At 58.0% G+C, this 15,315-nt stretch carries 18 protein-coding genes; all 18 read left to right on the top strand.

Translation table 11 applies throughout. The annotated features are described in order from the left end of the window. The first annotated feature begins 38 nt into the window (after positions 1 to 38). On the top strand, positions 39 to 611 hold the full coding sequence (gene hslV / locus VH599_18050) for an ATP-dependent protease subunit HslV (protein HEY7350227.1): 573 nt from the start codon (positions 39 to 41) through the stop codon (positions 609 to 611). Further along, a complete protein-coding gene (gene hslU, locus VH599_18045; GenBank protein HEY7350226.1) occupies positions 608 to 2,071 on the top strand; it encodes an ATP-dependent protease ATPase subunit HslU in 1,464 nt (487 codons plus the stop codon). The genes hslV and hslU overlap by 4 nt, the downstream gene beginning before the upstream one ends. Positions 2,072 to 2,211: 140 nt before the next feature. Then, positions 2,212 to 2,487, top strand: a complete 276-nt coding sequence (rpsT, locus tag VH599_18040; GenBank protein ID HEY7350225.1) for a 30S ribosomal protein S20 — start codon at positions 2,212 to 2,214, stop codon at positions 2,485 to 2,487. 152 nt (positions 2,488 to 2,639) lie between these two features. Further along, a complete protein-coding gene (locus tag VH599_18035) occupies positions 2,640 to 4,142 on the top strand; it encodes a hybrid sensor histidine kinase/response regulator transcription factor (GenBank protein HEY7350224.1) in 1,503 nt (500 codons plus the stop codon). An 89-nt stretch (positions 4,143 to 4,231) separates the two neighbouring features. After that, a complete protein-coding gene (locus tag VH599_18030) occupies positions 4,232 to 4,717 on the top strand; it encodes a hypothetical protein (protein ID HEY7350223.1) in 486 nt (161 codons plus the stop codon). 133 nt (positions 4,718 to 4,850) lie between these two features. Continuing rightward, the gene (locus tag VH599_18025) at positions 4,851 to 5,486 is read left to right on the top strand and encodes a hypothetical protein (GenBank protein HEY7350222.1); all 636 of its coding nucleotides are present in this window, start codon (positions 4,851 to 4,853) and stop codon (positions 5,484 to 5,486) included. Positions 5,487 to 5,601: 115 nt separating this feature from the next. After that, positions 5,602 to 6,810 (top strand): 1,4-dihydroxy-2-naphthoate octaprenyltransferase, encoded by a 1,209-nt coding sequence (menA, locus tag VH599_18020; GenBank protein HEY7350221.1) that lies wholly within the window; start codon positions 5,602 to 5,604, stop codon positions 6,808 to 6,810. Between the two features lie 214 nt (positions 6,811 to 7,024). Continuing rightward, positions 7,025 to 7,669, top strand: coding sequence for a PadR family transcriptional regulator (locus VH599_18015; protein HEY7350220.1), 645 nt, complete (start codon positions 7,025 to 7,027; stop codon positions 7,667 to 7,669). A 268-nt stretch (positions 7,670 to 7,937) separates the two neighbouring features. After that, positions 7,938 to 8,885: a Phenylacetic acid catabolic protein gene (locus VH599_18010; GenBank protein ID HEY7350219.1), complete on the top strand. Its 948-nt coding sequence runs from the start codon at positions 7,938 to 7,940 to the stop codon at positions 8,883 to 8,885. Further along, the gene (locus tag VH599_18005; protein HEY7350218.1) at positions 8,885 to 9,322 is read left to right on the top strand and encodes a metal-sulfur cluster assembly factor; all 438 of its coding nucleotides are present in this window, start codon (positions 8,885 to 8,887) and stop codon (positions 9,320 to 9,322) included. Before VH599_18010 ends, VH599_18005 begins: the two co-directional genes overlap by 1 nt. Then, positions 9,319 to 9,537 carry a hypothetical protein gene (locus tag VH599_18000; GenBank protein ID HEY7350217.1) on the top strand — a complete coding sequence of 73 codons (219 nt, stop codon included), beginning with the start codon at positions 9,319 to 9,321 and terminating at the stop codon, positions 9,535 to 9,537. Before VH599_18005 ends, VH599_18000 begins: the two co-directional genes overlap by 4 nt. A 25-nt stretch (positions 9,538 to 9,562) precedes the next feature. Then, positions 9,563 to 10,336 carry a Phenylacetic acid catabolic protein gene (locus VH599_17995; protein ID HEY7350216.1) on the top strand — a complete coding sequence of 258 codons (774 nt, stop codon included), beginning with the start codon at positions 9,563 to 9,565 and terminating at the stop codon, positions 10,334 to 10,336. After that, positions 10,329 to 10,550 (top strand): hypothetical protein, encoded by a 222-nt coding sequence (locus VH599_17990; GenBank protein ID HEY7350215.1) that lies wholly within the window; start codon positions 10,329 to 10,331, stop codon positions 10,548 to 10,550. Before VH599_17995 ends, VH599_17990 begins: the two co-directional genes overlap by 8 nt. A gap of 2 nt (positions 10,551 to 10,552) precedes the next feature. Continuing rightward, complete coding sequence (gene rph, locus VH599_17985; protein HEY7350214.1) at positions 10,553 to 11,266, top strand: ribonuclease PH; 714 nt, start codon at positions 10,553 to 10,555, stop codon at positions 11,264 to 11,266. Positions 11,267 to 11,434: 168 nt separating this feature from the next. Next, positions 11,435 to 12,196 carry a prolipoprotein diacylglyceryl transferase family protein gene (locus tag VH599_17980; protein ID HEY7350213.1) on the top strand — a complete coding sequence of 254 codons (762 nt, stop codon included), beginning with the start codon at positions 11,435 to 11,437 and terminating at the stop codon, positions 12,194 to 12,196. Positions 12,197 to 12,254: 58 nt separating this feature from the next. Continuing rightward, positions 12,255 to 12,716, top strand: coding sequence for a hypothetical protein (locus VH599_17975; GenBank protein ID HEY7350212.1), 462 nt, complete (start codon positions 12,255 to 12,257; stop codon positions 12,714 to 12,716). A gap of 33 nt (positions 12,717 to 12,749) precedes the next feature. Beyond that, entirely contained in the window at positions 12,750 to 14,309 is a 1,560-nt protein-coding gene (locus tag VH599_17970; GenBank protein HEY7350211.1) for a radical SAM protein, read from the top strand. Then, positions 14,306 to 15,208, top strand: a complete 903-nt coding sequence (locus VH599_17965) for a permease (GenBank protein HEY7350210.1) — start codon at positions 14,306 to 14,308, stop codon at positions 15,206 to 15,208. The genes VH599_17970 and VH599_17965 overlap by 4 nt, the downstream gene beginning before the upstream one ends. Positions 15,209 to 15,315: the final 107 nt, after the last annotated feature.

The raw sequence follows: 15,315 nt of genomic DNA, 5'->3' as shown, positions 1-15,315 counted from the left end.
GTCTGAGAAAGTATGTGGAAGCAACGGTGAGCAATTATCTGGGGCAGCCGGTGCGGGCGACAACCATTCTGGCGGTTCGTCGCGCCGGGCAGGTGGCTATGGCAGGCGATGGACAGGTGACGGTGGGGAGTGCGGTGATGAAGCATACGGCCCGCAAGATTCGGCTGCTGTGTGAGGGCAAGGTGTTGGCCGGTTTTGCAGGCTCGACGGCTGACGCCCTGACCCTGTTTGATAAGTTTGAGGCGCAGCTAACCACCTATCAAGGAAATCTGCGCAAGGCGGCGGTGGAACTGACCAAAGACTGGCGCACGGATAAGTATTTGCGACGGCTGGAGGCGATGCTGGTGGTGGCCGACAGCGAGCAATTATTAGTACTGAGCGGCGATGGCGATGTGATTGAGCCTGATGGCGGGGTTATTGCGATTGGCTCAGGTGGCAACTATGCCCAGGCTGCCGCGCTGGCGCTGCTTCAGTATACGTCTCTTTCTGCCGCAGAAATTGCCCGTGCCGCGTTAGAGATTGCGGCTTCAATTTGCATCTATACCAATAGCCAGATTACGTTACATGTCCTCGAAAGCCAGGGCGCCTCGGCTGGAGGAAGAGAACTATGAAAGATTTGACACCTCAGCAGATCGTGCGCGAGTTGGACCGATATATCGTTGGGCAACCTGAAGCAAAACGGGCTGTGGCGGTAGCACTGCGTAATCGCTATCGCCGGATGCAGCTTGCCCCTGAGGTACAGGCGGAGATCACCCCCAAGAATATCCTGATGATTGGTCCGACAGGGGTGGGGAAGACGGAGATTGCCCGCCGATTGGCAAAGCTGGCGGATGCACCATTTGTGAAAGTGGAAGCGACGAAGTTTACCCAGGTGGGCTATGTTGGCCGCGATGTCGAGTCTATTGTGCGCGATCTGATGGATACGGCTATGAACATGGTACACGAGGAGAAGCAGTCCCAGGTGCAGGCGCAAGCTGAGACGATGGCGCACCAGCGTATCCTCAACTACCTGCTGGAGCCACAGAAAGCTGAAGCTGGCGCTGATGCCAGGGCACTTGCTGAGAAAGTTGAGGCAAAGCCTGCCACACACGATCTGCTGGTGGTGGAGCAGGTGGGCGCGGAGAAATCAGAGAAAGTCAGCGCGCAAGCGGCAAAGGCAAACGGACGTAATCAGCCACGCGTGACCAAGGCAAAGCGCAAGCGGGTAGCGGAGATGCTGGCGAATCATCAGTTGGAAGAGCAAATCATCGAGATCGAACTTGAGCCTGATGATGGATATACCTCTGTTCTGGAGTTTGTCGCCGGAATGGCTTCGGATGACAGCGAGGGCGATTTTCAAGAATTGATCGGCGGTATCCCAGGCCAGCGCAGGCGCTCGCGCCGAGTTTCGGTCAAAGAGGCGCGGCGTATCCTGACACAAGAAGAGGCCAATAAGTTGATCGATTTCGATCAGGTGGTCGAAGACGCTACCAGGCGTGTGGAGCAGTCGGGCGTGGTCTTTCTGGATGAGCTAGATAAGGTGGCGGGAGCTAAAATAGAGGTTGGACCGGATGTTTCGGGGCAGGGAGTCCAGCGCGATTTGCTGCCGATTGTGGAAGGCTCGACGGTGATGACGCGCTACGGGCCGGTGAAAACCGATCATATTCTCTGGATTGCCGCCGGGGCGTTTTATAGCGCGAAGCCCGGCGATCTGATCCCTGAGTTGCAGGGACGCTTCCCGCTGCGTGTCGAACTGCAAAATCTGAGCCAGACGGATTTCAAGGCTATTCTGACACAGCCAGAAAACGCGCTGACTCGGCAATATCAGGCGCTGCTTCGTACCGAGGGAGTGGAGTTGGTCTTCACGGACGATGGGTTAGAAGAGATGGCGGGCATGGCGGCTCAGATGAATCAGCGGCAGGAGAATATCGGCGCGCGGCGGCTGCATACGATTATCGAGAAGCTGCTGGAGGAGCTTTCTTTTGAGGCGCCCGATATGCGCGGCCAGACGATCACGCTGGATCGGGCGTTTGTGCAGGCGCGGCTGGATGGCCTCTTGAAAAACGAGGATTTGAGCAAATACATTCTGTAATTTGCGATTTCCGCGTCAGTCTGCTATACTGCCTCAACGGATGTAGAGGAAACCTTTGCTGCGCGCACCAGATGGGCGTCAACGCTCTGAGTTTTTCGCTCTATTGGAATTAGAGATTTTCGGGGAGGATTTGCGCTCTCATGCCCAACACCAAATCGGCGGCCAAGCGCATGCGGATCGAACAGAAGCGCCGGGCGCGTAACCGGGCGGTGAAATCAACCGTCAAGACGTTCGTTGGCAAGGCTCAGCGCGCGATTGCCGCGCAGCCTGACGAGGAGACCACGATTGCTGCGGTGCGCCAGGCTATCAGCCAGCTTGATCGCGCCGCGACCAAAGGTGTGCTGCATCCAAATAATGCTGCTCGCCGCAAGTCGCGCCTCATGAAGCGTCTGAACGCTGCGACAACTGAGAGTTAATCGCCCGGACGCTCTGGCAATTGCAATGGCGGCGGACTTGCCGATGTAGCGGACTTGCCAGGTGGACGGACTATTCGATCCTATTGCTTACGGAGTGCCGGGCCGCTGCGCCTGGCATTGCTGTTTCTGGCATCTCTATCAGGCGGCTGCTTATGTCTTCTCAACCATCGGAACGGCAAATAGCTCCTTCTGATCTGCGTGTAGGCTCTGCCTCGCGGCAGCGCGAACACATCGGTGATCTGGCGGTGGCTGATGAGCGCCGCCGCCTGGCGCGCGAATTACATGATACGGTTGTTCAGTCGCTGGTGGCGCTGGTGCTGCGGCTGGAACGTATTGAGGAGCCGCGCGGCGAGATCGCGGAGGCGCGCCTGCTGGCGCGCCGCGCCCTGGATGATATTCGCCGGGCGATCTGGGGCTTGCGGCCCGCCTTGCTGGAGGCGCTGCCATTTCACGAGGCGCTGTCGCGTGAGGTGGAGCATGTGGCCGATGAGGGTGGTCTCTCTAGCCGGGTGACGGTTGTGGGGCAGCCACGCCCGCTGCTGCCTCAACAGGAGATGGCCTTGTTCCGCATTGCCCAGGAGGCGCTCTCCAACGCGATTCGCCACGCGGCGGCCCGCCGGGTGCGTGTCAGCCTGAACTATCTGGATGATGGCCTGCGGCTGGTGATCGAGGATGATGGCTGCGGGTTCGACCCTGCCGCGCTGGAAGCGCCAGCGCCTCCCCCGGTCGAGCCATACTGGCCGCCGTACTTTGCTGATCCTGGTTTCCCGCTTCCTGCTGGCGAAGCGAGCCATTTTGGATTAGAGACGATGCGCGAACGGGCGCGATTGGTTGGCGGCTGGCTGGCGCTTGAAAGCGCGCCCGGCCAGGGGACGCACATACGTGTTGATCTGCCGTATACGCCGCATACGCCGCTCGCAGATACGTTGCTGTCTGCTGAGCAGCAGGCAGCCGGAGCCGCGTCGGCTGCGCTTGCGGCCATAGCGATTCCTGCCCTTCAGGAAGCCGCGCCAGCAGCGCGTATTCGTATTCTGGTGGTTGATGACCACGCGGTCATACGCGCAGGTATGCGTCGGCTGTTGGAGAGCTATCCTGATTTTGAGGTGGTGGGTGAGGCGGCAGATGGCCTGGAGGCGCTCGGCGAAGCGCAAGACCTTGGCCCGCAGGTGATTTTAATGGATATGCGCATGCCAGGGATGAATGGCCTGGAAGCATTGCGTCAACTGCGCGCCTCCAATCCCGATCTGCGCATCTTGATGCTTTCGGCGTATGAGCAAGATGAAGATGTGCTTGAAAGCCTCAAGGCTGGGGCCAGCGGCTATGTGTTGAAAGACATTGCGCCGGATGAACTGGCGCAAGCGATACGGGTTGTCGCCAAGGGCGAGACGCTGCTGGCTCCTGGGCTGACCGGAAAGCTTGTTGATCGTCTTGGAAGGCAGCCGCAAGACGACCTCTCCAGTCTGTTGACGGTGCGGGAATATGAGGCGCTGCGCGCCCTGGCAAGCGGTTTGCGGAATAAAGAGATCGCCCGGCAGCTTCAGGTGAGCGAGCGCACGATCACTTTTCACCTGGCGCATGTGTATCAGAAGTTGGGCGTGACCAGCCGCACCGAAGCACTCAGCCGGGCGCTGGAATTGGGCCTGCTGAAATCTTGAGGCCCTTTGCTGCTACCCACTGCTTCCACTTTTGGCTGCTTCACCAGGAATATTCGATTACCTGGAGAGTATTTATCCCAGGCGGGCGTATGTCCATAGAAACCGAGGTGAAGCAGATGAGCCTGGATAAGCAGCTAGAGGAATTGCTCGCTGGGTTAGGAGTTGAGATGGAACGCGAGGCTGAAGAACCCGCTGATGAAGATGGGGACGGGGATGGAGGAGGCGTCAGACTGGCTAATATCTCACTCTTTCAAGCGTCGAAGGAACATTACGGTGTCTTCTATCGTCTTGATTTGATTGAATGCTGTCCACAGTTGCGCGTGTTTCTGCCTGCCAATAGCGGGGCGGCTAAGATGGAAGGCTACCTTGTCTGTCCAGCGGAGCATTCGCCGCTGCGTGGCGCGTTTGAACTGCTGGCTGCCCACGAGGGCAGCCCGGATTTTGAGATGCAGCAGGATACGATGCGTCAGCACCAGCTCTTCGCGGTTGGCGAAATGATGAAGCGGCTCTTCTGGGCTGGCGATCTGGAAGAGATGCAGTTTCCGGCGGAGGTGCTGGTGGAGCGCATTCTCTGATCTTACGTTCGTCTTACGTTTTGCTGCTGAGTTTTGGTAAGGTCAGCAGTTGACAGCAGGCCATTTGTGTGTGGTACACTTATAGAAGACCTGGCTCTGCCACTCTCTTCACTCTAACAGATAGGCAAGATAGATGGACCTGGATACCATCGGTCAGGCTGCGCGTCATCACCTTGAATTGAAGCATGCTGCTCGTGAGCAGGCGCTCCCGAAGTCTCGCGCAGCCATTCGGTGCTGCGCTAATGCGATCCGCGCCGCCCATCGCCAGGATTTTTCCAACGCTGCGCAGGTGCTCAGGCAGGCCGAGACGCTGCTGGCCGAGATGCGCGCCGGTTTGAGCGATCATCTGGATATTTATTACGCTGGCTTTGTTGAAGATGCTCAGAAAGAGTTTGCTGAGGCGTCGCTGACCTGCGCGATTATTCAACAGCAGCCGCTCCCCTTGCCTGCTGCGCTGCATGTGGAGTGGGCGCCTTATCTCAATGGGCTGGGTGAGGCAGTTGGCGAATTACGCCGCTCCATTCTTGATCGTATGCGGCAAGGAAGGCTGGAAGGCTGCGAGCACCTGTTGCAACAGATGGATGATGTCTATCTGCTGTTGACGACGCTTGACTTTCCTGACGCTATCACGGGGAATCTGCGCCGGACGACTGACTCGGTGCGGGGCATTCTGGAAAAGACGCGCGGCGATCTGGCGGTGGCTGCTCGTCAGGCACAACTGGCCGAGACGATGGCGCGGCTGGAGTCCCGATTATCTCCTGAGAACTAACCCCTGGCTGATCTCAATGCTTTGCAGGCGTATTTGCTCTGGCAAGGCAAATACGCGCAAGCGACTTACATATCAGGTTTACTATAAAGCGTCCTACAGGAGTCAATAATCAGCCATGAGTACTGGAAACCGCTTCAATACAAACTATTCGCGAGCTAATGATAGGCCATCTCCGGTTGAGCCGCCTGCGCTTGCCGATACCCAGGATGCCGCCCCTGCCTCTCTGGAGGCATCTGAACTTCCCCCGCTTCCCCCGCTGCCGCCACGCAGGACGTTGCCACTTCCTCCGTCAGATGGGTTGAATGCTGGCACGACGGGGGTTGCGATAGAGCAGGCGCTGGTAGCGACTGACCAGCGCAGCGGTCTGCCTCTTGAGCTACCATCGTTGCCTGGGCAGTTCGATCGCTGGTGGAGCGTTCTGCGCCCGGCCACGCTCTGGTTGTCTGTGATGCCTGTTGTCTTGGGCGCGATCATCGCCTGGTTGGAATCGCTTGGCAGCAGCGCCGTCTTCCATCCCATCCGCTTGCTGGCCTTGATCCTGATTGTCCTGGCGCTGCATGCCGCCGCCAATCTGCTGAATGAGTCGTATGACGTGTTGCGGGGAACTGATGGGCAGCATGCCCTGGGTTCTAGCAAGGTCATTCAACAAGGATTATTGAGCGCCGAAGGCGTTCGACGCGCCGGTTTCCTGCTCCTTGGTGTTGGCGCTCTTGGCCTGGTGATTCTGACACTTACGGCACGTACCTGGGGTGTTCTGGCGCTGGGCGGCGCATCACTCCTGCTGGCTTATTGGTATTCCGGCACGCGCTACGCACTGGCCTACTTGCCATTAGGCGAGTTGATCGTGGGGTTTGTGATGGGTCCGGCAGCCTTAATCAGCAGCGTTCAGCTTCAGGGATCGCCAGTCAGCCCGCTGGCGATCACGTTCGCATTGGCTCTGGGGGCGCTGGCTGCTGCGGTAATTCTGGCGAACAACTTACGTGATCTGGAAACTGATCGCGCCGCCAAAAAGCGTACCCTGGTCACGTTTCTGGGCGCACAGATGGGGCGGGCACTGTATCTGGCGCTGGTCTTGCTCCCCTATCTGCTGATCGCCCTGGCTGCGTTTCCTCATGGCAAACCGCATGGGCTGCTGCTGGTTCTTTTGACCATCCCTGACCTCTTTGTGGTGGTTACAGGTATCTTGCGCGCCGAGACGCCTGCTGCCAGCCATCTGGTTGTGGAGCAAACTTTGCGACTGCACCTGCGCTTTAGCTCGTGGCTGCTGGTTGGCTACCTGCTCTCGGTTGGTGTCGTCTATCTGCTGTCACTCATGCTGCACTAATTGTTGATCTCGCCCGTAATCCTTTCTGTGATACGATACGCAGCAGCGAGGCATTGCGGGCGATCTGCTTTTTCGAGGCGCTTGCGCTTTGGTTGCGCGGCCCTGAGAGAAAGCATGCAGAGAAAGCATACGCCCACACTCGCAGGGCGCTGAGCCGCCGAGAAGGCGCTCCAAAAAGCTGTGATCTGACTTACACCAGAAAGCTGATCGTTTCATGCCTGCTCGTCACCTGAATGGAAAAAGCGCGCAACCAGAAGAACAGCCAGCCACGCGCAATACACTGCGGTTTATTATTCTTGGCCTGCTGGGCGCGCGAGCCATGACCGGCTATGATATTAAACAAGCCTTTGATCGCGCGATTGCCAGCTATTGGAACGCTGGCAACAGCCAGATTTATACGACCTTAAAGGCGCTGGAACACGATGGGCTGGTTGAGTCTGAACTCGTCATTCAGCAGCACCGCCCCAATCGTAAACTCTACCGATTGACGCCCCAGGGCGAGGCGGAACTTGATGCCTGGCTGAAAGAACCGGCTCCAGAACGCTTTACCAAGGACGAGTTTCTTGCCAGGCTCTTCTTTTGCGGCCAGACGACGGATGAGGCGGCGCTGCGCCACCTGATGGAACACCGACAGGCGATTGAAACTCAACTGACGCATATGGAATGGGTGCGTCAGCATTATACCCAGCGGCCAGCGCGTCGCCCGCACCTGCTGGAATATCAACTGCTGGTTCGTGAATATAAAGAAGAGACACTGCGCGCTGATCTGGCGGTAACAGAACGGGCTATCGCTCGTCTGCGCGAGCGTATCGAGGGGCGTCGGCCTGCCGAGGTGTCAGAGGGCGAACGCAAGGGGTAGTCGGCGCGTTTTAAGCTGCCGACCTGCTGACTCTTGACAAGAAGCGTTTTACGCCATAAGCTATAGATAAATCATATCTCTATTTGGATATATCAATCGGCTTCGTTTTTCATCTGCTGCGCTGCCTTCACGCCAGGATGGGGAGAAGGGATCGCCTGCGACGGCGGGCGCATGCGGGCGCCGAGCGCCCGCACTCTCGCCTGGGCTGCGCGCGTCCTTGTCTGCGCCGGGTGTGCTGGCGTCCATGAGACCCAAAGGAGGTGTCGCAATGGCGACGGCTATCCAATCGGATGCGGCGGTGTTGGAGCGCATCCGCAACAAGCAGCTTGTCGAGTCGGTGGAGCATATGAGTCCCACGTATATTGAGGGGATGAAGCGTATCCTGACCGTTTCGGCGGATACCGAACTGATTAGCGCGCCCGCCTACTTCCACGCTGCCCAGCATGCGCCCAACCTCAACGCTTTTGGTTCGGCCATCTCCATTATTCAGGATGAACTGGGCCACGCCCATATCGCCTATCGCCTGATGCGCGATCTGGGGGTTGATACCGAATGGCTGATCTACGAGCGCCCGGCGTCACAATTCAAGTATCCATATGCCTTCGATGTGCCGCTGGATAGCTGGGTGGAATTGATTATGGCGAACGCTTTTTATGATCGCGCGGGCTATACGTTGCTGGGCGATGTGTTTGAGAGTAGCACCTTTGGCCCCTGGAAGCGGGCGCTGGTGAAGGTAGATAAAGAAGAGACCTTCCATTTGCGACATGGCGAGCAATGGATGCGCAGGCTGAGCCAGGACTCCGCTGCGCATGAAGAGATTCAGCGGGCCATTGATTGGATGTTCCTGCTGACGGTGGAGTGGTTCGGGCTGCCGGATGAGCTTAAGAAGCATGGCGAGCAGCTTGATTATGGCTTTAAGGGCAAGTCCAACGACCAGCTACGCCAGACCTGGATGCGCACTGCGGTGCCGTTGTGCGAGGAACTGCATTTTAAGGTACCCGCCCATTATGACGCCGCGCAAGATATGTATGTGGTTGATTGCCCGTTTCCAGCGCATTTCGACGCTGAGCGCAAGCATTGGGACTTGGAAGCTGGGCAGATTAGCTGGGATGAGGTGATGAAGCGCTGGAAGGCACGGGGGCCGAAGAATGAGGAGTTTGTCTCTATGATTCAGCGGGGCAATAAACAGTTGAAGCAACTGCTGGAGGCGCGCTGATGAGCATTCCTTTTGCGCTGGCGCGGGATGTACCCTCTCAGGATGAAAATCCGCTCCAGCCAGAGAACCGGCAGATGAATCGCTCCCCAGGAAGCCTTCAAGAAAATACTCTTCGCCCGGATGAAGCAGATTCCAGTGAAGCGTTGTGGGCGGCTCTGCGCGAAGTGAACGATCCTGAGCTACCCATCAGCATTGTGGATATGGGGCTGGTGGTGGCGCTTGAACGGCGCGAGGGGACCGTGGCGCTCAAGCTGACGTTTACCGCGATGGGGTGCCCAGCAATGGAAATGATTCTGGATGATGTACGCGCCCGGCTGCTTCAGGAACCTGGAGTAGAGCAGGTGGAGATTGAGGTGGTCTGGGATCCGCCCTGGACGCCTGCCCGGCTCAGTGAAGAAGGCAGAGACACGCTGCGTATGTGGGGGATTGGGCTATGAGTGAGACAACGCCACTCAAGGTCGTGGCAGAAACAAAGCTGTGGGAAGTCTTTGCGCGGCGTAAATACGAGGAGCCGCTGCATCAGGTAGGTACGATTGCCGCCGATGACCCCGAACTGGCGAAAGTCTATGCCCGCAGCATCTATGATGAGTTTTCCTGGGTGGAGATGGTCGTCGCTCCACGCGATGCGTTTCTCTCCGTTATCAAGCCTTAATCCGGCGCCGCAGGAGGAACAGGTGATGGGAAATGAAATAACCGAGCAGCAGGCGCTTTTTGATCTGCTGGCGGCGCTGGCCGATAACAAGTATTTCCTGGGGCGGCGCTATGCCGAGTGGTGCAATGGCGCGCCGACGCTGGAATCGTCGGTGGCGGCGGCGGCGATGGCCCAGGATGAGCTTGGACACACGCGCGCGATCTATCCCTTGCTGCAAGACTTTCCCCAGGCAAAGGAGCAGCCTGCCGAGTATGAGCCGGAGACGCGCACCCGGTTTTGCAATGTGGCCTTTTTAGATCACCCCTTTACGGGCTGGCCTGATTTTATTGCTGCTAATTTTTTGCTTGATACGGCTCTCTCGGTGATCTTCGAGTTTGCCCAGGAATCGCGCTTTGAGCCGCTGCGGGGGCGCGCCAGAAAGGTGTTACAAGAAGAGCAGGTACACGCGCTGCATAGCGAGGGCTGGGTGCGTCGGCTTGCCCGCACAGGCGGCTCGGTGCGTGGCGCACTTGCGGCGGCGCTGGAGCGGGCCTGGCTGGAAACGCTCTGCTGGTTTGGTCCGATTGATGATCCGCGCGGGGAGCTTTTGCGCCAGGGGGGCGTCCTGGCGGGTGGGCCGGAGGAACTGCGCCAGCACTGGTTGCAGCGCGTGGGTCCGGCGCTTCTGGAGAGCGAACTGGCGCAGGCTTTCTTATTACAGCAAGAAGCTGCTGGCCGCTGGGTGGCGCCATCAGCCCTGCCCTGGGAAAAGTGGGATGCTGGCCGCCGTCGCTTACAACAGGAGCCTGCTCATGTCTGAGCGTTCGCTTTTCCAACAGGATGAGGCGCAGAGAGCGATTTGCCCCTATTGCGGATCAGGGGAGACAGAGTTTTTCTCGCTCTTTGGCTCGCAGTTGTTGACGGCCCAGTATTATTGTCGGACCTGCCATACTCCGTTCGAGCAGATTAAGAATAATGATGTATTGGCAGACGCGGCCCGCCGCGATCTGATTGAAGAAGGGCATGAGGAGTAGCGATGGCTCGTGTGGATGGTCGAGCGCCAGATGAACTGCGACCTCTCAAGGTTGCCGTGGATTATCTCAAATACGCCGAAGGATCGGTCTTGATTGAGGCAGGTGAGACGCGCGTTCTCTGCACCGCCAGTATCGAAGAGGGCGTGCCTCCTTTTCTGGAAGGGCGCGGCCAGGGCTGGCTGACGGCGGAATACAGCATGCTGCCGCGCGCCACTAAAACGCGCACCAGACGTGAAGCGGTGGTTGGACGGCCCAGCGGGCGTACACAGGAGATTCAGCGCCTGATCGGGCGCTCATTGCGCGCGGCGCTCGATCTGAAGCTGCTGGGGGAGCGCACCCTGACAATAGATTGCGATGTGCTGCAAGCTGATGGCGGCACGCGCACACTCTCGATTACTGGCGCATATATCGCGGCTCATCGCGCATGCACCACGCTCTTGAAGCAAGGGCTGCTGAAGGGACATCCTGTGCAGACGGCAGTGGCGGCGATCAGTGTGGGGGTGATTGATGCTGTGCCGCTGTTGGATCTGAACTATGCCGAAGACTCGCGGGCGCAGGTTGACTTCAATGTGGTGATGACGGGTAGGGACGAGTTCATTGAGGTCCAGGGGACGGCTGAGGGCCACCCTTTCTCGCGCGAAGCACTGGAAGAGTTGTTAGACCTTGCCGGGCAGGGCATTCGCCAGCTCATCGCTGTCCAGAAAGCCTATATCTGAACGCCACTTCGCTCTCCTGATAAAGCTACCTTCCCTCTAGACGACGATCCCCAAGAAAAGAGGGGTTGCATTCCCATAGATGAGGTCGTATACTAGGCGCAATCTAGCGCAGGATCGAGGTGCTGTGACTATACCACTCAGGCGCTAAGCAACAGAAGGGAGTCATCTATGTACCCCTGGCTACACCTGGGATCCCTCGTCATCTCTACTTACTCGCTCCTGTTTTTGTGCGCCTTTGCGGTTGGTGGCGTTATTACCTATTACGAAGCCAGACGCCAGCAGCGCGCGACCGAAGCCATTTTGCGTGTCGCACTGGGGGCGCTGGCTGGCGGGGTGATCGGCGCTAAACTCAGTATGCTGATCTTCCTCGGCCCGGCCACGTTCGTCAAAGACCTGCCCTATCTCTGGTATAGCGGCCAGGCGTGGACTGGTGGCTTTTTTGGCGGTTACGCTGGCGTGCTGATCGTCAAACGCTGGAACCATATCACCTACTCCACTGGCGACATCTTTGTCCTGGCGCTGCCGCTGGCCCAGGCCATCGGGCGGCTGGGCAATCTCCTTGGCGGCGACCCATTTGGTCTGCCCAGCACCCTCCCCTGGGCGATTCTCCAGCAGGGCGTCTGGCGTCAGCCCTCTGCGCTTTATGAACTGATCCTCGATCTCCTCCTCTTTGCGGTCATCTGGCGGCTGCGTGGGAAGCTGGCTCGCCCTGGCGACCTCTTTAAGCTTTACGTGGTGAGCTATTGCAGCCTGCGCTTTATGGTGGATTTCACTCGCGCCGATCCTCGCGTGTTGTTGGGCCTGACAATGGTGCAGGTGCTCTACATCCCGGCCCTCCTTACTTTTGGCTACCAACTCTGGAAATCCTACCGCGAGAACCGAAAGGCAAAAATCGCGGAGGCCGCAGAACCGCTGGCTGAGGCGGCCTAGCTACGACGCTCGATAGGTACATACCAATGCGCTCTCCGAGTAGAGAGGAAAGCACCGTATGCGCTTGTGTCCAAATTGCGGTTATCAGAATGACGACATGTCGGCTATCTGCATCCATTGTGATCGTGTACTGCCGCCGCCTGCTGCGCCAGAGGAGCCGTCCGCTACGGTTTCAGCATCACAGTCACCTGTTCAACTCTCAGCCGTTCCCGTTCCAGCACAGGATGGCGCGCGGAAGGGACGCCAGTACTTCCTTGGCCTGGGGTTGGGACTCATTCCCTTGCTTGTCCTCTTTCTCGCTATTGGCCTCACTTCCCAGCAATCAACCTCAAATTTAGCAATCAACCTACTTTACGTGAGCCTTGCGCTCTATATCGCTTCGATCATCGCCATGATTGTCTGTCTTTCTATCAGCAAGGTCCGCTTTGTGGGCTACGGGCTTTTGACGACCGTGTTGGCCTCTCCGGTAATCGGTTTCATCGGCTGTGTCGTCATCGTTTTCAGCCAGCCATTATTCTGAAGTTGTGAAGCGAGGAAGGGAGAAATTCAACCTATGAAGCCAGGAAAAGGGGCGCTACGCATGCGCAAAACCACCGTTCAGACTCAGGAGGAAGCTCTCGCCGCAGCCGAGGCGATCCCGGCTATCGAAGAGACCTTTCCACCACGCAAAGATCGGCCCTATATCTACCATAACCTGACCAATAGCCTCTGCCCGAAATGCCTGCGGGTCATTCAGGCGAAGGTGATTATTCAGCACAACAAAGTCTATCTCCTCAAGACCTGCCCGGAGCATGGCGCGATGCGCACGCTGCTTTCCTCGGATGCAACCTATTATCAGAGTCAGAGTCAGTACAACAAGCCCGGCACGCTGCCGCGCCATTTCCAGACGCCAGTGGAGCAGGGCTGCCCGCTGGATTGCGGCCTCTGTACCGACCACGAGCAGCATACGTGCCTGGCGCTCATAGAACTGACCGAAGCCTGCAACCTGCGCTGCCCGACGTGCTTTGCCGATTCTGATATTGGCCGTTACGCGCCGCTGGATGAGGTCGAGCGCATGATTGATACTATCGTAGAGAACGAGGGCTATGCCGATGTGGTGCAGTTCAGCGGTGGGGAGCCGACCATCCACCCGCAGATACTGGAGGTGCTGGCGCTGGCAAAGCGAAAGCGTATCAAGGCGCTGATGATTAATACGAACGGTGTGCGCATCGCCCGCGATGAAGACTTTGTGCGCGGCTTGAGCGCCTTCAAGGGAAACTTTGAGGTCTACTTACAGTTTGATGGCTTCCGCCAGAGCACCTATGAGGCGCTGCGAGGTCTGGACCTGCGCGAGATCAAAGAAAAGGCGCTTGCCAACCTGACGAAATACGAGATTCCTGTTAACCTGACAGCGACGATCAAACGCGGCGTGAATGAAGATGAGATTGGCGAGATCGTCACGTTCGGCCTGGCGCAGAAGATGGTGCGCGGTATCACCTTCCAGCCCATCACCAATGTGGGCCGCCATGAGGACTTTGATCCGCTTGACCGGACCACCACGCCTGATGTGATCCATGCTATTGCCGAGCAAACCGGAGGCATCTTCCGCGCCAGCGACTTTGTGCCGCTGCCTTGCCACAGCGATTGCATCAGCATGACCTACGCCTATGTCAAGGGTAAGAAGGTCAAGCCGCTGCCGCGCTATATTGATGTCAAAGCCTATCTGGATGCCATTGGCAATCAGATTAACTTCCGCGTGGATGATGTGAAGATGGTCGTTGGTTCGGCCCTCAACCGGCTCTGGTCGGCGTCCATGCCGCTGAGTACGGTGAATGCGCTGCGCGATTTTAGCTGCTGTCTGCCAGCCATGCCCCAGGCGCTCTCGCAGAAGGAGCATGGCAGCGTGTTGTATGAGAATATGTTCCGCATCGTGATCATCTCCTTTATGGATGCCTGGAACTTCGATGTACGCTCGGCCAAAAAGTGCTGCGTCCACCATGTTTTGCCCGATGGCAAGATTATGCCCTTCTGCTCCTACAACACGCTGCATCGGCCCAAATATATGACCAAGATGCGCGGCAGCAGAGCGATCTTGCCAGCACGTCCAGCCGCGAAGCGTGAGGCAGAAGCATGAGCTTGCTCCCTTCAGCAAAGCCCTGGGGAGGCGTGCTGGCGTTTCCAGTCTTGCTGGCGCTGATCCTGATGGTGCTCTTCAGCAGCGCGACGCTGGCCTTTTACCTGAAGCAGCGGCTGTCGTTTGCGCGGCTGCAACAGGTATTTACCCGCCAGCCAGGGCTTGTTGGCAACGCGATAGCGGCGCTGCTGGGCGCGGCCACACCCTTTTGCACTTGTACGGCGGTCCCGCTCTTCCTGGGCATGCTGGAAGTGGATGTGCCAGTGGGGCCGGCCATCTCGTTTCTGCTGGCTTCACCTACCGTGAACCTTGGCGCGGTCATTCTGCTGCTGGTGGTATTTGGCTGGCGAACTGCGCTCTTCTATGGCAGCGCGTGTCTGATTGCCGCTGTCGCCGTTGGCTGGCTGTTGGGGCGCATCCCACGCGAGCGGGCGCTGCGCGATTATCTCTGGATGACGGAGGATGAGCCAGCGCCGGGCAATGCCCGTGTCGCCTTGCGCAAGGCGACACTGCTCAGCCGCCAACTGCTGTGGAAATTGCTCCCCTGGCTGGCGCTTGCCACGCTGGCAGGCATCGTGATCGATCTGCTGGCGCCCGCTGGAGCCGTTATCCAGATCAGCCGCCTGGGCATTGGTCTGGGCATCCCGACCGCCGCACTGTTGGGCAGTGTGATCTATGCCGATATTTTGCTGCTCATCCCAATCGGCTACGCGCTGATCCAACAGGGAGCCGCTATTCCCATCGTCCTCACCTTTATGCTGGCCGCATCGGGCGTCAGCTTCTCGGAGGTAATCGTTCTCAGCCGCATCCTCCAACCTCGTTTGGTGGCACTTTTTGTCGTCTCCACGCTTGGTATTTATATGCTGCTGGGCGCAGGTTTCCTCTGGCTGGGGTACTGAGGAGTCAGGAGTAACGGCTGAATCCTAGTAATACCGTTCAACCATCGTTCGGTAGATGCGAACGCGGCTGTAATGATCTACATCGCCGAGTTTCGCCATTCCCAATT

Source organism: Ktedonobacterales bacterium, from assembly GCA_036557285.1.
GTDB lineage: Bacteria > Chloroflexota > Ktedonobacteria > Ktedonobacterales > DATBGS01 > DATBHW01.
The sequence above is the reverse complement of the archived record's forward strand: the minus strand, read 5'-3'. Positions and strand labels throughout refer to the sequence as shown.

Excerpts from the sequence above, each read along its gene's own strand:
- VH599_17975 (HEY7350212.1), top strand. The coding sequence starts at position 12,255 with ATGCGCTTGTGTCCAAATTGCGGTTATCAGAATGACGACATGTCGGCT.
- VH599_18035 (HEY7350224.1), top strand. The coding sequence starts at position 2,640 with ATGTCTTCTCAACCATCGGAACGGCAAATAGCTCCTTCTGATCTGCGT.
- menA (HEY7350221.1), top strand. The coding sequence starts at position 5,602 with ATGAGTACTGGAAACCGCTTCAATACAAACTATTCGCGAGCTAATGAT.
- VH599_17990 (HEY7350215.1), top strand. The coding sequence starts at position 10,329 with ATGTCTGAGCGTTCGCTTTTCCAACAGGATGAGGCGCAGAGAGCGATT.
- VH599_18030 (HEY7350223.1), top strand. The coding sequence starts at position 4,232 with ATGTCCATAGAAACCGAGGTGAAGCAGATGAGCCTGGATAAGCAGCTA.
- VH599_17965 (HEY7350210.1), top strand. The coding sequence starts at position 14,306 with ATGAGCTTGCTCCCTTCAGCAAAGCCCTGGGGAGGCGTGCTGGCGTTT.
- hslU (HEY7350226.1), top strand. The coding sequence starts at position 608 with ATGAAAGATTTGACACCTCAGCAGATCGTGCGCGAGTTGGACCGATAT.
- rpsT (HEY7350225.1), top strand. The coding sequence starts at position 2,212 with ATGCCCAACACCAAATCGGCGGCCAAGCGCATGCGGATCGAACAGAAG.
- VH599_18010 (HEY7350219.1), top strand. The coding sequence starts at position 7,938 with ATGGCGACGGCTATCCAATCGGATGCGGCGGTGTTGGAGCGCATCCGC.
- VH599_18000 (HEY7350217.1), top strand. The coding sequence starts at position 9,319 with ATGAGTGAGACAACGCCACTCAAGGTCGTGGCAGAAACAAAGCTGTGG.
- VH599_17980 (HEY7350213.1), top strand. The coding sequence starts at position 11,435 with ATGTACCCCTGGCTACACCTGGGATCCCTCGTCATCTCTACTTACTCG.
- VH599_18015 (HEY7350220.1), top strand. The coding sequence starts at position 7,025 with ATGCCTGCTCGTCACCTGAATGGAAAAAGCGCGCAACCAGAAGAACAG.
- rph (HEY7350214.1), top strand. The coding sequence starts at position 10,553 with ATGGCTCGTGTGGATGGTCGAGCGCCAGATGAACTGCGACCTCTCAAG.
- VH599_18005 (HEY7350218.1), top strand. The coding sequence starts at position 8,885 with ATGAGCATTCCTTTTGCGCTGGCGCGGGATGTACCCTCTCAGGATGAA.
- VH599_18025 (HEY7350222.1), top strand. The coding sequence starts at position 4,851 with ATGGACCTGGATACCATCGGTCAGGCTGCGCGTCATCACCTTGAATTG.
- VH599_17995 (HEY7350216.1), top strand. The coding sequence starts at position 9,563 with ATGGGAAATGAAATAACCGAGCAGCAGGCGCTTTTTGATCTGCTGGCG.
- VH599_17970 (HEY7350211.1), top strand. The coding sequence starts at position 12,750 with ATGAAGCCAGGAAAAGGGGCGCTACGCATGCGCAAAACCACCGTTCAG.